The 15,302-nt window shown below is 65.6% G+C and carries 14 protein-coding genes and 2 riboswitches; of the genes, 10 read left to right on the forward strand and 4 right to left on the reverse strand.

Annotated features, from left to right (window positions below; translation table 11 throughout):
- The first annotated feature begins 127 nt into the window (after nucleotides 1-127).
- A riboswitch (glycine riboswitch) is annotated at nucleotides 128-223 on the forward strand.
- Nucleotides 224-330, forward strand: a riboswitch (glycine riboswitch). It abuts the riboswitch before it with no gap.
- 56 nt (nucleotides 331-386) lie between these two features.
- The 6 genes from gcvT to cas5c all read left to right on the forward strand — a co-directional run bounded on the left by gcvT (nucleotide 387) and on the right by cas5c (nucleotide 6,336).
- Nucleotides 387-1,535 carry a glycine cleavage system aminomethyltransferase GcvT gene (gene gcvT / locus J0J06_RS00005; RefSeq protein WP_294039309.1) on the forward strand — a complete coding sequence of 383 codons (1,149 nt, stop codon included), beginning with the start codon at nucleotides 387-389 and terminating at the stop codon, nucleotides 1,533-1,535.
- A gap of 1 nt (nucleotide 1,536) precedes the next feature.
- Nucleotides 1,537-1,905 carry a glycine cleavage system protein GcvH gene (gene gcvH / locus J0J06_RS00010; protein ID WP_294039310.1) on the forward strand — a complete coding sequence of 123 codons (369 nt, stop codon included), beginning with the start codon at nucleotides 1,537-1,539 and terminating at the stop codon, nucleotides 1,903-1,905.
- Nucleotides 1,906-2,004: 99 nt separating this feature from the next.
- Nucleotides 2,005-3,363 (forward strand): aminomethyl-transferring glycine dehydrogenase subunit GcvPA, encoded by a 1,359-nt coding sequence (gene gcvPA / locus J0J06_RS00015; protein WP_294039311.1) that lies wholly within the window; start codon nucleotides 2,005-2,007, stop codon nucleotides 3,361-3,363.
- A complete protein-coding gene (gcvPB, locus tag J0J06_RS00020; RefSeq protein WP_294039312.1) occupies nucleotides 3,360-4,931 on the forward strand; it encodes an aminomethyl-transferring glycine dehydrogenase subunit GcvPB in 1,572 nt (523 codons plus the stop codon). The genes gcvPA and gcvPB overlap by 4 nt, the downstream gene beginning before the upstream one ends.
- Nucleotides 4,932-5,010: 79 nt before the next feature.
- Nucleotides 5,011-5,520 (forward strand): CcdC protein domain-containing protein, encoded by a 510-nt coding sequence (locus J0J06_RS00025; RefSeq protein ID WP_294039313.1) that lies wholly within the window; start codon nucleotides 5,011-5,013, stop codon nucleotides 5,518-5,520.
- Between the two features lie 249 nt (nucleotides 5,521-5,769).
- Nucleotides 5,770-6,336 (forward strand): type I-C CRISPR-associated protein Cas5c, encoded by a 567-nt coding sequence (cas5c, locus tag J0J06_RS00030; protein WP_294039314.1) that lies wholly within the window; start codon nucleotides 5,770-5,772, stop codon nucleotides 6,334-6,336.
- 3 nt (nucleotides 6,337-6,339) lie between these two features.
- Here the strand turns inward: cas5c and J0J06_RS00035 are convergent, their stop codons facing one another.
- A complete protein-coding gene (locus tag J0J06_RS00035) occupies nucleotides 6,340-7,248 on the reverse strand; it encodes a DMT family transporter (protein WP_294039315.1) in 909 nt (302 codons plus the stop codon).
- Between the two features lie 79 nt (nucleotides 7,249-7,327).
- On the opposite strand from J0J06_RS00035, the gene J0J06_RS00040 reads away from it, so the two are divergent.
- From J0J06_RS00040 to J0J06_RS00050, 3 genes are read left to right on the forward strand one after another with little or no spacing between them, the layout of a single operon-like run.
- Complete coding sequence (locus J0J06_RS00040) at nucleotides 7,328-8,863, forward strand: aminoacyl--tRNA ligase-related protein (protein ID WP_294039316.1); 1,536 nt, start codon at nucleotides 7,328-7,330, stop codon at nucleotides 8,861-8,863.
- Between the two features lies 1 nt (nucleotide 8,864).
- Entirely contained in the window at nucleotides 8,865-9,293 is a 429-nt protein-coding gene (locus J0J06_RS00045) for a hotdog fold thioesterase (RefSeq protein WP_294039317.1), read from the forward strand.
- A 56-nt stretch (nucleotides 9,294-9,349) separates the two neighbouring features.
- Nucleotides 9,350-10,243: a PHB depolymerase family esterase gene (locus tag J0J06_RS00050; RefSeq protein WP_294039318.1), complete on the forward strand. Its 894-nt coding sequence runs from the start codon at nucleotides 9,350-9,352 to the stop codon at nucleotides 10,241-10,243.
- Between the two features lie 4 nt (nucleotides 10,244-10,247).
- Here J0J06_RS00050 and J0J06_RS00055 read toward each other — a convergent pair whose 3' ends face one another.
- Genes J0J06_RS00055 through glpD form a run of 3 tightly spaced genes read right to left on the reverse strand, consistent with a single transcriptional unit; the run spans nucleotide 10,248 to nucleotide 13,007 of the window.
- Nucleotides 10,248-10,580, reverse strand: coding sequence for a PilZ domain-containing protein (locus J0J06_RS00055; protein WP_294039319.1), 333 nt, complete (start codon nucleotides 10,578-10,580; stop codon nucleotides 10,248-10,250).
- Nucleotides 10,581-10,635: 55 nt separating this feature from the next.
- Nucleotides 10,636-11,559 (reverse strand): rhodanese-related sulfurtransferase, encoded by a 924-nt coding sequence (locus tag J0J06_RS00060; protein WP_294039320.1) that lies wholly within the window; start codon nucleotides 11,557-11,559, stop codon nucleotides 10,636-10,638.
- The gene (gene glpD / locus J0J06_RS00065; RefSeq protein WP_294039321.1) at nucleotides 11,556-13,007 is read right to left on the reverse strand and encodes a glycerol-3-phosphate dehydrogenase; all 1,452 of its coding nucleotides are present in this window, start codon (nucleotides 13,005-13,007) and stop codon (nucleotides 11,556-11,558) included. Before glpD ends, J0J06_RS00060 begins: the two co-directional genes overlap by 4 nt.
- Before the next feature lie 48 nt (nucleotides 13,008-13,055).
- Between glpD and J0J06_RS00070 the strand changes: the two genes are divergently transcribed.
- The gene (locus J0J06_RS00070; protein WP_294039322.1) at nucleotides 13,056-15,287 is read left to right on the forward strand and encodes a ribonuclease R family protein; all 2,232 of its coding nucleotides are present in this window, start codon (nucleotides 13,056-13,058) and stop codon (nucleotides 15,285-15,287) included.
- Nucleotides 15,288-15,302: the final 15 nt, after the last annotated feature.

Consider the following 15,302-nt stretch of genomic DNA (forward strand, 5'->3'; position numbering starts at 1 on the left):
GCCCGACCGTCGGCGTTCCCGCCGGGACCGGCGACGTGACCCTGTTCGACCCGGCGCCGCTTTCGCGCCTAGAGGCGCGCAAACGAATTGACTCGTTTGCTGCACTGCGTCAGACAAACCAACAGTCGCTGACAGCGCGGGAGAGCGCGGGTCCTTTCAGGAACTCGCCGCCGAAGGAGCAACCGCCCCGGAATCTCTCAGGCAAAAGGACCGCTTCTGTCGGTAGCGACGCTCTGGAAAGAGTCCGGTTCGTCCGGGCCGCCGAAGGGGTAAGCCGGGCGCTTTGCGCGACCGGTGAAAGCTCTCAGGTTCCGTGACAGAGGGGGCGGCGGATATTCGGTCCATGCGGGCCGTTGTCGCGCCGTCATCTGTTGTGGAGACCGGGTTTGACCGACATCGACCTCGCCAATGACTATGTCGAAGTGGAGCTCGAAACGCTTCCGCTCGACGCCTGGCATCGCGCTCGCGGCGGCCGGATGGTGCCGTTCGCGGGCTATCACATGCCTGTCCAGTATGAAGGTATCATGGCCGAGCATCTGTGGGTGCGCGAATCGGCCGGTCTGTTCGACGTCAGTCACATGGGTCAGCTGCTGCTGTCGGGTGACGGACTGGACGAAGCGCTCGAAAAGCTGATCCCGGCCGATGTGAAGGGCGTCCAACTGGGTCAGCAGAAATATTCGCTGCTGCTCGCCGACAATGGCGGGATCCTCGACGACCTGATGTTCACGCGCTGGCCGGGCGGCATCTACATGGTCGTCAACGGCGCGGTTAAATATGATGATATCGCGCATCTGCGCGAAAACCTCCCCGACGAAATTACGATCAATCACCTCGACGATCGCGCGCTGCTGGCGTTGCAGGGACCGAAGGCGTTCGACGCGCTGAAGCGCCACACCACCGGTGAATGGCCACTCGACGTGCTGGTGTTCATGAGAGGCGGGCGGTTCGAGATCGCCGGGGTCAACGCCTACATCAGTCGCTCTGGCTATACCGGCGAGGACGGGTTCGAGATTTCGATCCCGGCCGACCAGGCGGAGAAGATCGCTGACCTGCTGTGCGGCGAGCCTGAGGTGAAGATGATAGGTCTGGGCGCGCGCGATTCGCTGCGGCTTGAAGCGGACTTGCCGCTTTACGGGCACGATCTCGATCCGGAGACGACGCCGATCATGGCTGCGCTAGGCTTCGCTGTCGCCAGCAAGCGCCGCCGGGGGGAAGCCAATTTCCCTGGCGCCGAACGCATCCTGCTGGAGCGCGACCAGGGTCCGGTCGCGAAGCGCGTCGGACTGTTGGTCGAAGGGCGTCAGCCGGTGCGCGAGGGCGCGGCGGTGCTCGATGCAGAGGGTTCCGAGGTCGGCAAGGTCACGTCCGGAGGCTTCGCCCCGACACTCGGCGCGCCGATCGCGATGGCCTATGTTCCCGCGGCGATGGCCGAAATCGGCACTCGCATTCAGCTTTCCCAGCGCGGCAAGGTCCACGAGGCGACCGTCACCGCGATGCCGTTCGTCCCCCACCGCTATGTCAGAGGAGCGAAGTAAGATGCGCTATTTCACCGAGGATCATGAATGGGTCGATGTCGATGGCGACGTCGGCACGGTCGGCATCACCGACTATGCGCAAGGCCAGCTCGGCGACATCGTGTTCGTCGACGTGCCCGAAGAGGGCAAGACGGTCAGTAAGGGCGACGAAGCGGCGGTGGTCGAGAGCGTCAAGGCGGCGTCGGACGTCTATTCGCCGGTGTCGGGCACGGTGATCGAAGGCAATGCCGACCTTGCCGACAATCCGGGCCTGGTGAACGAGGACGCCGACGGCGAAGGCTGGTTCTTCAAGCTGACGCTCAGCGACACGAGCGAGCTCGAGGACCTGATGGACGAAGCCAAGTACGAGGCGTTCGTCGCGAAGCTCTAATCAATACCGTCATGCCAGCGGAAGCTGGCATCTCGCGCCGTATTGCAATCGGCCTGAGACCCCAGCTTTCGCTGGGGTGACGAATTTCAGGAATTCGTCATGCGCTACCTGCCCCTGACCCAGCCCGATCGCGAGGCGATGCTCGCCGTTATCGGCGCTTCCTCGATCGACGATCTGTTCGTCGACGTGCCCGCGGAGGCGCGGCTCGACGGGCCGATCCACGGCCTGCCGCCGCACGCCAGCGAGCTAGCGGTCGAGCGTCACATGACGGCGCTCGCGCGCAAGAACCTGTCGGCGGGGGACGCGCCGTTCTTCCTCGGCTGTGGGGCGTACCGGCATCATGTGCCGGCGTCGGTCGATCACCTGATCCAGCGCGGCGAGTTCCTGACCGCCTACACGCCCTACCAGCCCGAAATCGCGCAGGGCACGCTGCAGATGCTGTTCGAGTTCCAGACCCAGGTCGCGCGGCTGCTCGGCACCGACGTCGCGAACGCCAGCATGTACGACGGCTCGACCGCGTGCTGGGAAGCGATCGGCATGGCACGGCGCATCACCAGGCGGGCAAAGGCGATCCTGTCGGGTGGGCTGCACCCGCATTACGTCTCGGTCGCGAAGACGATGGCCAAGTACACCGGCGACGCGCTCGAAACGTCGCGGCCAAGCCTGACCGCCGATATCGATATCGACAGCCTGATCGCAAGCATCGACGACGACACGTCGTGCGTGGTCGTCCAGTACCCCGACATCCTCGGTCGCATCACCGACCTCCGGCCGCTGGCCGACGCCTGTCACGCTAAGAAAGCGCTGCTGATCGCGGTCATCACCGAGCCGGTCGCGCTCGGCGCGCTCAAGTCGCCCGGCGAGATGGATGCCGATATCGTGGTCGGCGAGGGCCAGTCGATCGGCGTCGGGCTGCAGTTCGGCGGGCCGTATGTCGGCCTGATGGGCTGCAAGGAGAAATATATCCGCCAGATGCCCGGCCGCTTCTGCGGCGAGACGGTGGACGCGGAAGGGAAGCGCGGCTTCGTGCTGACGCTGTCGACCCGCGAGCAGCACATCCGGCGCGAAAAGGCGACGTCGAACATCTGCACCAACAGCGGCCTGTGCGCGCTGGCCTTCTCGATCCACATGACCTTGCTGGGCGAAGCAGGGCTGCGCGCGCTGGCGGCGACCAATCACAGCCTTGCGGTCGCGGCGGCCGATCGGCTGGCGCAGGTGCCGGGCGTCGAGCTGGTCAACGACACCTTCTTCAACGAATTTACGCTGAAGCTGCCGCAGGAAGCGCGCCCGGTCGTCCGCGCGCTAGCCGACAAGGGTATCCTCGCGGGCGTCTCGCTCGGGCGGCTCTATCCGGGCGAGGATGCGCTCGCGAACGGCCTCGTCGTCGCGGTCACCGAAACCACTACAGCGGAGGACGTCGGGACACTTGCCTCCGCGCTCGAGGAGGCGCTGGCATGAGCATCAACCAGAGCGGCTGGCGCCCGGCCACCCCGGAAGCGGGCGAGAGCAACGGCCAGACCTTCACCGGCAACCGCGCGCTGATGCTGGAAGAACCGCTGATCTTCGAGATCGGCTCGACCGACACGATCGGCGTCGAAGTCGCCGAACCCGCCAAGGTCGCGTCGAAGCTCGGTGGGCTGAAACGCTCGGCCCCGATCGGTCTGCCTGGCCTGTCCGAGCCGGAAACCGTCCGCCACTACACCCGCCTGTCGCGCCAGAACTACGCGATCGACCTCGGCCTTTTCCCGCTCGGTTCGTGCACGATGAAGCACAATCCGCGGCTGAACGAGAAGATGGCGCGGCTGCCGGGGTTCGCCGACATCCATCCGCTCCAGCCGGTCGATACCGTGCAGGGCGCGCTCGGTGTGATCAACGAGCTCGCAATGTGGCTGATCAAGCTGACCGGCATGCACGGCGTCGCGATGACGCCCAAGGCCGGCGCGCACGGCGAACTATGCGGCATATTGTGCATCAAGGCGGCGCTGGAAGCGCGCGGTGAGGGACATCGCAGCGTCATCCTCGTCCCCGAAAGCGCGCACGGCACCAACCCCGCCACTGCGGCCTTCGCGGGCTATTCGGTGGAGAACATTCCGGCGACCGCCGATGGGCGTGTCGATCTGGCGGCGCTCAAGGCACGGCTGGGACCGGACGTCGCCGGGGTGATGATCACCAACCCCAACACGTGCGGTCTGTTCGAGCGCGACATGAAGGCGATCTCCGACGCGGTCCACGCGGCGGGCGGCTACGTCTATTGCGACGGCGCGAACTTCAACGCGATCGTCGGGCGTGTGCGTCCGGGCGACCTCGGCGTCGATGCGATGCACATCAATTTGCACAAGACCTTCTCCACTCCGCATGGCGGCGGCGGGCCGGGCTCGGGGCCGGTAGTGTTGTCGAAAGCGCTGTCGCCTTATGGCCCGCTGCCCTTCACCGAACGCCATGCGGATGGGCACATCACGCTGGTCGAGGAGGAGACGGTCGGCGACCGCCACCCCGACAGCTTCGGCCGCATGTGCGCGTTCCATGGCCAGATGGGGATGTTCACGCGCGCGCTGACCTATATCCTCAGCCACGGTGCCGACGGCCTGCGCCAGGTCGCTGAGGATTCGGTGCTCAACGCCAACTACATCCTGCGTAGCCTGGAAAACACGCTCGATGCGCCGTTCGCGGACTCGGGGCCCTGCATGCACGAAGCGATCTTCAGCGACGACGGCCTGCCCGACGGTTTCTCGACGATCGACATCGCCAAGGGGATGATCGACGAGGGCTATCACCCGATGACGATGTACTTCCCGCTCGTCGTCCACGGCGCGATGCTGGTGGAGCCGACCGAGACCGAATCGAAGGCGGCGCTCGACCAGTTCATCGGCGCGCTACGGTCGGTCGCGGAACGCGCGAAGGCGGGGGACGAGGCGCTCAAGTCCGCCCCCCATTTCGCCCCGCGCCGCCGCCTCGACGAGACGCTCGCGGCTCGCAAGCCGGTGCTGGTGTGGAAGGAGCCTGAGCTGGCGCAAGCGGCGGAGTAGGCCTGCCGCAATAATACCGGCTGGCGATCTGGTGCGTTAGTCTGCTAACACGCGGGCCAACGCAACACGGGGGTCACGCATGAACGGTCAGATCGTCCAGCCGACGGGAATCGTCCAGTACCTGATCCCGATCGCGGTGTTCTTGGTGATCTTCGCGTTTCGCGCGCGGAGCCTGTCGAGACTGCGCCCGCTCAAGCTCGAACGGCTGTGGATCGTGCCGGCGATCTACCTTGCCATCGTTGTCGCCAATTTCGTCGCGAAGCCGCCGACTCTGGCGGCCTGGATCGCGTCCGTCATCGCACTGTTGGTCGGCGCGGCACTCGGCTGGCAGCGCGGACGGATGATGCAAATCCATGTCGATCCAGAAACACATGCGCTCAACCAGAAGGGCTCGCCTTGGGCCATCCTCTTCCTGATGGCAATCGTGCTGGTGAAGATGGCGGCGCAGGGCGAAGGGCGCGCGCTGGGTTTCGACGTGACGCTGGTGACCGACGCCGCCCTGGCGTTCGCGCTGGGTATGTTCACGATGACGCGGGTCGAAATGTACCTGCGCGCCGGGCGGCTTCTGGAAGCTGCCCGCCTTAGTTAGGTCGCGACGATTGACGAGCGAGAGTTAAAGTTACCACCAGCCAACGGCATACTTTGATCGTGACGCTCAATTTCTGGCTCATATCCGGCCCTTTATCCTAACTGGCGACCGCTACGATCGACAGACCATCAGGCTTACGCCTCGGGGAGAAAAATCCAGAGAAGAGAACCATCCGATCAGGATCCAAACTGATCGAGAACGGATGATTTTTGTAGTGAACATACAACGAACATAAGCAATGGTCGCGCTATGTTCCGTTTTCACGTTTGGGGAGATCGAGCGTGCTTTGCGCGACCCGAGTTTCGGCGGGATAGGATTTCTTACGACATCATCACCCCTTTAGCCGCCCGTGGAATTCTGGAATCAATCTACTGGTCGCCGGCGATCAGGTGGCACGTCGATAGAATCCACGTGCTTCAGCCCATCATCTTTGACTGGTTGGGCTCTGAACCATGCCGACAGTGCGATCTGATCGATGTTGCGTATGTTATCGAAGCGCATTTCGACCTTAGCGACCGCGCGACACAGACAGATCATGTCGCCCAACACGCATCGCTCGTTCGCCGACGTGCGAGGCGTCAGGAGCCTTATCGCCAGCCATTTCTTGGCACCGGCGCCTATCCCGCACACTTTCGTTCGCTTGAAGCTGGCGATGATCTGCCGCCATCAAGCTTTGCCAACGAATCGGTCTATCTAGGCTGGACAATCCACGATCTGGATACGGAGCGCCCGCCGCAATTGCGCTTCTTTCGACCGGTCATTCGCCGGGGGATAGTCGAGCTTGCCAATTTATCGGCAACAGATCTTCCCGCCTAGGCCTCAGTCCGCGATCGCTTCCTGCACCTGAGGGTGTGGCGCGACGCGGCGTTCGCGCCACACGATGTAAAGTCCGCTCGCGATGATCACCGGCGCGCCAACCCATGTCCACGGCGTCGGCAGCATGTCGAACAGGAGCCAGCCGTAGAGCGTCGCCCAGATCAGGCTCGAATAGTCCATCGGCATCACGGCGGAAACCGGCGCGTAGCGGAGTGCGGCGGTGAAGGCGATCTGGCCCAGCCCGCCGAACAGCCCCATCGCCGCCAGGATCGCGAACGTGGTGAGGTCATGGCTTTGCGCGAAGAACGGGTAGAGCAGACCGAGCGGGACCATCGACAGCGTCGAGAACCAGAACACCGTCGTCACCGGGCGGTCGACCTTGCCGATCTGGCGGAGCTGGATCGCGACGATGGCGACGAAGACGGACGAGGTCAGCCCGACCGCAACACCGGCCAGCGGGAAATGGCCGCTACCCGGCTGGGTCACGATCAGCACGCCGATAAAGCCCACGACCACCGCGCCCCAGCGATGCCAGCCGGTCGGTTCCTTCAGCACCAGCGCGCCGAGGATCGTGGCGAAGATCGGCACCGTGAAAGCGAGCGTCGTCGCTTCGGCGAGCGGCAACAGCAAGACCGCGCCGAAATTGAACGCCATCCCCGTCACGCCGATCGCGGCGCGGACAACCTGCCCGCGAAACGCGTTCGAGCGGATCGCGCCGATACTGCGGTCGGTGATCGCCATATAGGCCAGCACCACCGGGATCGCCGCGCCCTGCCGCCAGAACATGATCTCGACGAGGCCGGCGCCGCGCGTCTCGGCAAGCTTGATCAGCGCCGACAGCGTCGCCAGCAACAGCACCGCGAGCAGACGCATCGCGATGCCGAGCATGACCCTGTCGTCCGCGTCCCCCATGGCTGTCGCCATGCGCCCCGGCGCGCGCTGCGACAAGTCCGGGGTGACGAAGCGGTTTTGGCGGACTAAGCGCACCTGCATGATCAAGCACGCTTTATCCGTCACGCGCGCCGACGACTTCGCGCAATGGTATCAGACCGTGATCGCGGAGGCCGACATGGCCGAGGAATCCGGGGTGCGCGGGTGCATGGTGATCCGGCCATGGGGCTATGGCATCTGGGAGCGGATGCAGCGCCTGCTCGACGACAAGATCAAGGCGACGGGGCACGAGAATTGCTATTTCCCGCTGTTCATCCCGCTCTCCTATTTCGAGAAGGAGGCTGAGCACGTCGAGGGCTTCGCCAAGGAAATGGCGGTCGTCACGCACCACCGCCTGATCCCCGATGGCAAGGGCAAGCTGATCCCCGATCCCGCCGCCAGGCTGGAGGAACCGTTGGTCGTCCGCCCGACGAGCGAGACGGTGATCGGCACCGCTTTCTCGCGCTGGGTGCAGTCGTGGCGCGACTTGCCCGTGTTGATCAACCAATGGGCGAACGTCGTGCGCTGGGAAATGCGCACGCGGATGTTCCTGCGCACGGCGGAGTTCCTGTGGCAGGAAGGGCATACAGCGCACGCTTCGGAGGCCGAGGCGCGCGAGGAAACGCTCAAGATGCTCGAGGTGTATCGCTCGTTCGCCGAGGATTGCGTCGCGCTGCCCGTGGTGGCGGGCGAGAAGCCCGAGAACGAGCGTTTCCCCGGTGCGGTGGAGACTTGGTCGATCGAGGCGATGATGCAGGACGGCAAGGCGCTCCAGGCGGGCACCTCGCACTTCCTCGGCACCAATTTCGCGCACGCTCAGGACATCAAGTTCCAGAATGCGTCGGGCGAACTCGAATTCGCCAACACGACCAGCTGGGGCGTGTCGACGCGGATGATCGGCGGGCTGATCATGGTGCATGGCGACGACGACGGCCTGCGCGTTCCGCCGCGCATCGCACCGTGGCAGGTCGTGATCGTGCCGATGCTGCGCGACAATGACGAGGACGCGGCGTTGATCGATTACTGCAAGGGGCTGCAGGGCGAGCTCGCGGCGCTGTCGGCGTGCGGCGAGCCGGTGCGTGCTTTGCTCGATCTCAAGCCGGTCAAGTCGACCAACAAGCGCTGGGCTTGGGTCAAGAAGGGCGCACCGATTGTGATTGAGGTCGGCGGGCGCGACATGGCAGGCGGCAATGTCAGCGTGATCCGCCGCGATCGACTGTATCGCGAGGACGGCAAGCTCGACAGCGCGGCGGTCGCGAAGGGCGATTTCGTCGGCGGTGCGGCGGCGATGTTGGAGGAGATTCAGGCCGGCTTGTTCGCCGACGCCAAGGCGCGGCTCGACGGCAGCATCGCGCGCGACGTCACCGACATAGCGGGGCTGCAGGCGTTCTTCGCCGAGGGCGTGAAGAACCCCGGCTGGGTCGAGGCGGGCTGGTCGAAGCCGACCGGCGCCGCGCTCGACAAGGTGGTCGAAACGCTCAAGTCGATGAAGTTGACGCTGCGCAATGTGCCGCAGGGCGCGGCGCCCGCGACCGGCGCGTGCATTTTCACCGGCGAGCCCGCGGTCGAGCGTGTCCTGATCGCGCGGGCATATTGAGATGATCTGGCTCAACGGCACCAAGCCCGACCTCGCGGCGATGACCGCGCTCGGCGCGAAGTCGATGCCCGGCCTGCTCGGGATCGAGTTCGTCGATGCCGGCGACGACTGGGTGTCCGCGCGAATGCCGGTCGATGCGCGCACGCATCAGCCATTCGGGCGGCTGCACGGCGGCGCCTCGGTCGCGCTGGCGGAGACGGTCGCGTCGATGGGCGGAGCGATGACGCTCGATCTGACGAAGCAGACGACCGTGGGGCTGGAGATCAACGCCAATCATATCCGCCCGGCGATGAGCGGTTACGTCACAGCGACCGCCAAGGCGGAGTCGGCCGGCCGCACGACGCAGATTTGGACGATCCGCATCACCAATGAGGAAGGCAAGCTGGTGTGCCTGTCGCGGATCACGCTGGCGGTCATTTCGGTCGCCTAGCGAAGGATAAAGCGCGCTTAGCCGTTGGGCCTCGCATGGAAAGCTGGAGGGCGAGCATGCGCGGGGTGTTGATCGGGCTGGGTTTGATGGGCGTCGCGCTGCAACTGGCTGCTCCCGCCCCTGCCGCCGAACCGTCGTTGCAATCGATGACGGTCGGCAGCCGCGAATACAAATTGTTCGTGCCGCCGCGGCCGGGCCCCAAGCCGCTGGTAATCGTGCTCCACGGCGGCGGGGGCAATGGCGCGCAAGTCGCGCGATCGGCGGGTCTGGTCGAGAAAGCGGCGAAGGAAGGCTTCGTGCTCGCGCTCCCCGAAGGTACGGCTCGGTTAGGCAAACTCCAGACGTGGAATGCCGGCGGCTGCTGTGCCTACGCGATGCGACAGGGGATCGATGATGTCGGCTTCATCCGGGCGCTGATCGATGCCGAGGTCGCAAGCGGCCGCGCCGATCCGAAGCGCATCTATGTCGCGGGCATGTCGAACGGGGGGATGATGACGCACCGGATCGCGATCGCGCTGGGCGATCGTATCGCCGCCGCGACCGTGTTCGTCGGTTCTCTCTTCGGCGACGAGGCAAAGCCCGTTGCGCCGGTGCCGATGCTGATCGTCAATGCCGCCAACGACGAGGATGTGCCGATCGAGGGTGGGATCGGTTCGAAGACGGTACGCGGCGCGCAGTCGGCGCCGTTCAAACCGGCGCGCTATGCCGCGACATGGTGGGCGAGCGCCGACGGATGCCGCGTAAACCCGACGCGATCGGAGACGGCCGACTATGTACGGGAGTTGTGGAGCGATTGCGCGAAGGGCAGCGCGGTCGATTTCTACATCGTCAAGGATGCCGAACATGGCTGGCCCGGCGGCACGATTGGTCGTCCCGGCGTGACGCGGTCGACGGGAAGGGTGAACGGCACCGATCTGATGTGGGCATTCTTCGCCGCCCACCACCGCTAGAACGTTACGCGATCCGCAGGGTGAGTGCACGCATCATGGCGCGTTCGATCTGTTCGTCGAAGCGGCATCCGACCATGCCGTCCACGCACCACACCACGGTCGCCGCGACCGGCATCCGCCCGTCGAAACGAAGCCACAGCCGCTCGCCTTCATCCGCCTCGATCCCCGCCGCAAGGCGGCAGCCGTAGGTCGAAAGATCGTGGAGCAACGCATCGACCGGCGTCTTGCCGTGGCGGCGCACGCTCGCTCGCGTGATCGACAACTTGAGGCGCGGTTCGGCGCGCTGTTCGAGCGATGCCGGTTCGACCCGGCGATATTGCGAATATCTCGTTGCCACGAACGGCCCCCGGTATGCCCGGGAAAGAGCGTGACCGGAATAGGTTAACAAATCGTTAAGAACTGTCTTTAGTATAGGTCGCGCCGACATGCGTTTCGCCGCGTGCTTCGGCGAGCATCGCCTGGCGATGACGTTCGGCATAGCCCGCGCGGGCGGCATCGTCGCGTGTGCCGTGGCAAGCGGGGCAGCTCACGCCTTCCTCGTAGAGGGCGGACGCGCGGTCCTCGGGACCGACCGGCATACGGCAGCCGCGGCAGAGTTGGTGGGTACCGACGGTCAGGCCGTGGCCGAGCGCGACGCGTTCGTCGAACACGAAACACTCGCCGTGCCAGCGGCTTTCGTCTGCGGGAACCTCCTCTAGATACTTCAGGATGCCGCCTCGCAAGTGGCGGACGTCCGCGATCCCTTCCGCCTTGAGCAGGGCGGTTGCCTTCTCGCAACGGATGCCGCCGGTACAGAACATCGCGACGCGCTCCGCCCGCTCGATCTCGTCGCGGTGGGCGCGGAACCAAGCGGGAAAGTCACTGAAGCTCGCCGTCCGCGGATCGACCGCGCCGGCGAAACTGCCCACACGCACTTCGTAATCGTTGCGCGTGTCGATCACGAGCGTGCCGGGCTGTTCGATCAGCGTGTTCCAGTCGGCGGGCGCGACGTACGTGCCGACGCTGCCGATCGGATCGACCGCCTCTCCCATCGTCACGATCTCGCGCTTGAGCCGGACCTTGAGGCGGTGGAATGGCATAGTCTCCGCGGTCGAGAACTTGACCTCCAGATCGGCGCAATCGGGCAGGGTAAGGATGTACGCGAGCACTCGATCGATGCCGTCGGGTGGCCCGGCGATGGTGCCGTTGATCCCCTCGGTCGCGAGGAGAAGCGTGCCTTTAATCCCTTCCGCTACGCACAAATCGAGTAACGGCTCCCGTAGCGCGGCGGGGTCGGGGAAGTGGGCGAAACGATAGAGCGCGGCGACCTGAATCACGCCAGCGCATCCCACGCCTTTTCAAACGCCGCGCGCTGGTCGGCGGTCAGGTGCAACCCCAACTTGCTGCGCCGGTCGAGCGCGTCGGCGGCGGTCCTCGCCCATTCGCGATCGCGCATCCAGCGCGCCTCGACCTCGGTCAGCCCGCCGCCCAAATCGGTGCCCATCCCAGCCTCGTCGGCCACGCCCGCCAGCATCTCGGCGAGCATCGTACCGTACGCATGCGCCATCCGCGCGGACCGCTCGTAGCCCAGGAACGGCCAAGTCGCGCGGACCTTTACCAGATAGGCGTCGAAATCGCCGATCGCCCCGCCGGGGAACACCCGCGCCCGCGTCACTGGATGCGCATCGATGCCGAGCGACGGCGCGAGCTTGCCCATCGCTTCTTCGGCGAGGTGGCGGCCGGTGGTGATCTTGCCGCCGAACACGCTGAGCAACGGCGGGCCGTTTGTGTCGAGTTCGAGGACGTAGTCGCGCGTCACCGCCTTCGCCTCGCTCGCGCCATCGTCGTAGAGCGGACGCACCCCCGACCAAACGTGCGTCACGTCCGCAGGGCTGATCTGCTTCACGAAGTGGTGGTTCGCGCCCTCGCACAGATACTTGATCTCGTCGTCGGAGATGACGGCGTCCTCGGGCTTGTCGACCGGAATGTCGGTGGTCCCGATCTCTGTCTCGCCTTGCCAGGGGATCGCGAAGATGATGCGGCGATCGGGAAGTTGCAGGATATAGGCGTGGTCGCCGTCGTAGAGTTTGGGCACGACGATGTGGCTGCCTTTGACCAGCCGCACATTCGCCGCGGCGCTCACGCCGAGCTTCTCCAGCATCAAATGGACCCACGGTCCCGCGGCGTTGACCATCGCGCGCGCCTCGACGGTCCGCCCGTCGGACAGGGTCGCCCGCCACACACCACCCTCGCGCCGCGCGCTCTCAAGCGCCACGCCCGTGCAGATCTCCGCCCCGTTCGCCGCCGCATCGACCGCGTTGAGCAGCGTCAGCCGCGAGTCGTCGACCTGCGCGTCCGAATAGACGAACCCACTGTCGCCGCCCTTCAGCGGGGCGATGTAGTCCGTGTCGCTCTTGCGCAGTCCGCGTGATCGCGGGAGCGACATCTTCCCGCCGAGGAAATCGTAGAGATAGAGGCCGATCCGCACCATCCACCATGGACGTACCGCATTTTCCTGCGGCAGCACGAAGCGCAGCGGCCGGATAATGTGCGGCGCGGCATGGACCAGCCGCTCGCGTTCGCGCAACGCTTCCGCGACCAGTTTGAACTCATAATATTCGAGGTAGCGCAGTCCGCCGTGGATCAGCTTGGTCGATGCCGACGAGGTATGGCTGGCCAGGTCGTCGCGTTCCACCAGCAGCACGGTCTGGCCGAGCAGCGACGCTTCGCGCGCGATGGCGCAGCCGTTGATGCCGCCGCCGATGATCAGGAGGTCGTAAGTCACGCGCTTCTCCTAGCGTGATCGTCGCGAACCGCCTATCTCCCTCGTCAGATGGCGAAACCACGAAAACAACCCGGCCTGCCGAGCCGCCAGCAGATCATCGACTTCATCACCTCGTCACCGACTCCGGCGGGCAAGCGCGAGATCGCCAAGGCTTTCGGGCTGACAGCGCAGGAAAAGATCGCGCTGAAGGCACTGCTCAAGGGCATGGCCGACGAGGGCCTGATCGACAGCGCGCCCGGCCGCGCGTTCCACAAGATGGGCGGACTGCCCAAGGTCACGGTGCTGCGGATCACCGATGTCGATGACAGCGGTAATGTCTGGGCGGTGCCGGAGCGCTGGGACGCCGACGCCATGCCGATGCCGAAACTGCGCGTGCGTGAGCGGGGGAAGCGGTCGGCGCTCGGGGTGGGCGACCGTATCTTGGCGCGCACCGAGGAAGCCGGGAAGGGCTGGATCGCGCATCCGATGAAGCAGCTTGCCAAAGGCGACGAGCTGATGCTCGGCGTGCTGCGCAAGGAAGCGAACGGGCTGTGGCTCGAAGGCGTCGAGAAGCGCGAGCGGCGGCAATATCCCGTCAGCGACGCGGGCGATGCGCAGCCCGGCGACCTGGTGCTGGCGGAAAAGGCGGGGCGCCCGCCGCGGATCACCGCGCGCGTGACCGAGCGGCTCGGCGATCCGTTCGCGCCACGCAGCTTCTCGCTGATCGCGATCCACGAGCACGGCATCCCGGACGTGTTTGCGCCGGAAGCCCTTGAAGAAGCGGAGCGCGTTGCGAAGCAGCCATTGGGTACTGGCCGCGAGGACCTGACCCACTTGCCGATCGTCGCGATCGACCCGGCCGACGCACGCGACCATGACGATGCTGTGTGGGCCGTGCCCGACGACGATCCGGCCAATGCCGGCGGGTGGAAAGCGGTGGTCGCGATCGCCGACGTGTCGTTCTATGTTCACCCCGGCTCGGCGATCGACCGCGAGGCGCGGCGGCGCGGCAATTCGGTCTATTTCCCCGACCGCGTCGTGCCGATGCTGCCCGAAATCCTGTCGGCGGAAGTGTGCAGCCTGAAGACCGGCGAGGATCGCGCCGCGCTCGCCTGCCATCTGAAGGTCGGCAAGGACGGGCAGCTCAAAAGCTGGCGCTTCACCCGCGCGGTGGTGCGGATCGCGGCGAACATCGCCTATGAGGATGCGCAGGCCGCGATCGACGGACAGCTCGACCATCCGCTGACCGAGGTTGCGTTGAAGCCGCTTTGGGCCTGCTGGCACGCGCTTGCCAAGGCGCGCGATGCCCGCGAACCGCTCGATCTCGATCTCCCCGAAAGGCGCGTCGTGCTCGACGAGAAGGGGCGGATCATGTCGGTCGCGCCGCGCGAGCGGCTCGACGCGCATCGGCTGATCGAGGATTACATGATCGCCGCCAATGTGGCGGCCGCCAAGGCGCTCGAGGCCAAGAAGGCGCCGGTCATGTACCGCGTCCACGAACCGCCCGCGCGCGAGAAGTTGATCGGGCTGAAGGATTATCTGGAGACGTACGGCGTCAAGCTGGCGCTGGGTCAGGTGATTCGCCCGTCGACGTTCAACCACATCCTCGATCGCGTCGGCAACGTCGATTTCCGCCCGCAGGTGATGGAGCAGATCCTGCGCAGCCAGACCCAGGCCTATTACGCACCGGCCAATCACGGCCATTTCGGGCTCGCGCTGGGTAGTTACGCCCACTTCACCTCACCGATCCGGCGCTATGCCGACATGCTGGTGCATCGCTCGCTGGTCGAGGCCTACAAGCTCGGCCCCGGCGGGCTGACGCCGGACGAGGCCGCGGGGATGGAGCGGATCGGCGAGGCGATCAGCCGGCTCGAACGCCGTGCGATGGAGGCGGAACGCGACACGATCGACCGCTATGTCGCGGCCTATCTGGCGGAACGTGTCGGCGAACTGGTCGAGGTGCGGATCACCGGGGTCACCAACTTCGGCTTTTTCGCGACGGTCGACGGGATCGGCGGCGACGGGCTGATGCCGGTACGCGATCTGGGTGGTTCTTCGGGCGGCGAGTATTTCCGCTACGACGAAACGGCGAAAAAGCTGGTCGGCGAGCAATCGGGCGACGAGTTCACCATCGGCCAGCGGCTGACGTTGCGGCTGGCGGAATCGAACCCGGTGTCGGGCGCGTTGCGCTTCGAACTGCCGGAGGGGAAAGGCGCAAGGCCCGGCAGCCGGCCACCACGAGTCTTGAAACGGCGCGGGCGTCCGTCCAACATCCGCCATCAGGGCAAGCGACGGAAGTAGGGGTCGAATATGGGT

Origin of the sequence: Sphingomonas sp., from assembly GCF_017304615.1 — a bacterium.
Lineage (GTDB): Bacteria > Pseudomonadota > Alphaproteobacteria > Sphingomonadales > Sphingomonadaceae > Sphingomonas.

Coding starts and splice junctions, on each gene's coding strand:
- J0J06_RS00035 (WP_294039315.1), bottom strand. CDS start 7,248: ATGGGGGACGCGGACGACAGGGTCATGCTCGGCATCGCGATGCGTCTG.
- gcvPA (WP_294039311.1), top strand. CDS start 2,005: ATGCGCTACCTGCCCCTGACCCAGCCCGATCGCGAGGCGATGCTCGCC.
- J0J06_RS00045 (WP_294039317.1), top strand. CDS start 8,865: ATGATCTGGCTCAACGGCACCAAGCCCGACCTCGCGGCGATGACCGCG.
- cas5c (WP_294039314.1), top strand. CDS start 5,770: ATGTTCCGTTTTCACGTTTGGGGAGATCGAGCGTGCTTTGCGCGACCC.
- J0J06_RS00070 (WP_294039322.1), top strand. CDS start 13,056: ATGGCGAAACCACGAAAACAACCCGGCCTGCCGAGCCGCCAGCAGATC.
- J0J06_RS00025 (WP_294039313.1), top strand. CDS start 5,011: ATGAACGGTCAGATCGTCCAGCCGACGGGAATCGTCCAGTACCTGATC.
- J0J06_RS00050 (WP_294039318.1), top strand. CDS start 9,350: ATGCGCGGGGTGTTGATCGGGCTGGGTTTGATGGGCGTCGCGCTGCAA.
- gcvPB (WP_294039312.1), top strand. CDS start 3,360: ATGAGCATCAACCAGAGCGGCTGGCGCCCGGCCACCCCGGAAGCGGGC.
- gcvH (WP_294039310.1), top strand. CDS start 1,537: ATGCGCTATTTCACCGAGGATCATGAATGGGTCGATGTCGATGGCGAC.
- J0J06_RS00040 (WP_294039316.1), top strand. CDS start 7,328: ATGATCAAGCACGCTTTATCCGTCACGCGCGCCGACGACTTCGCGCAA.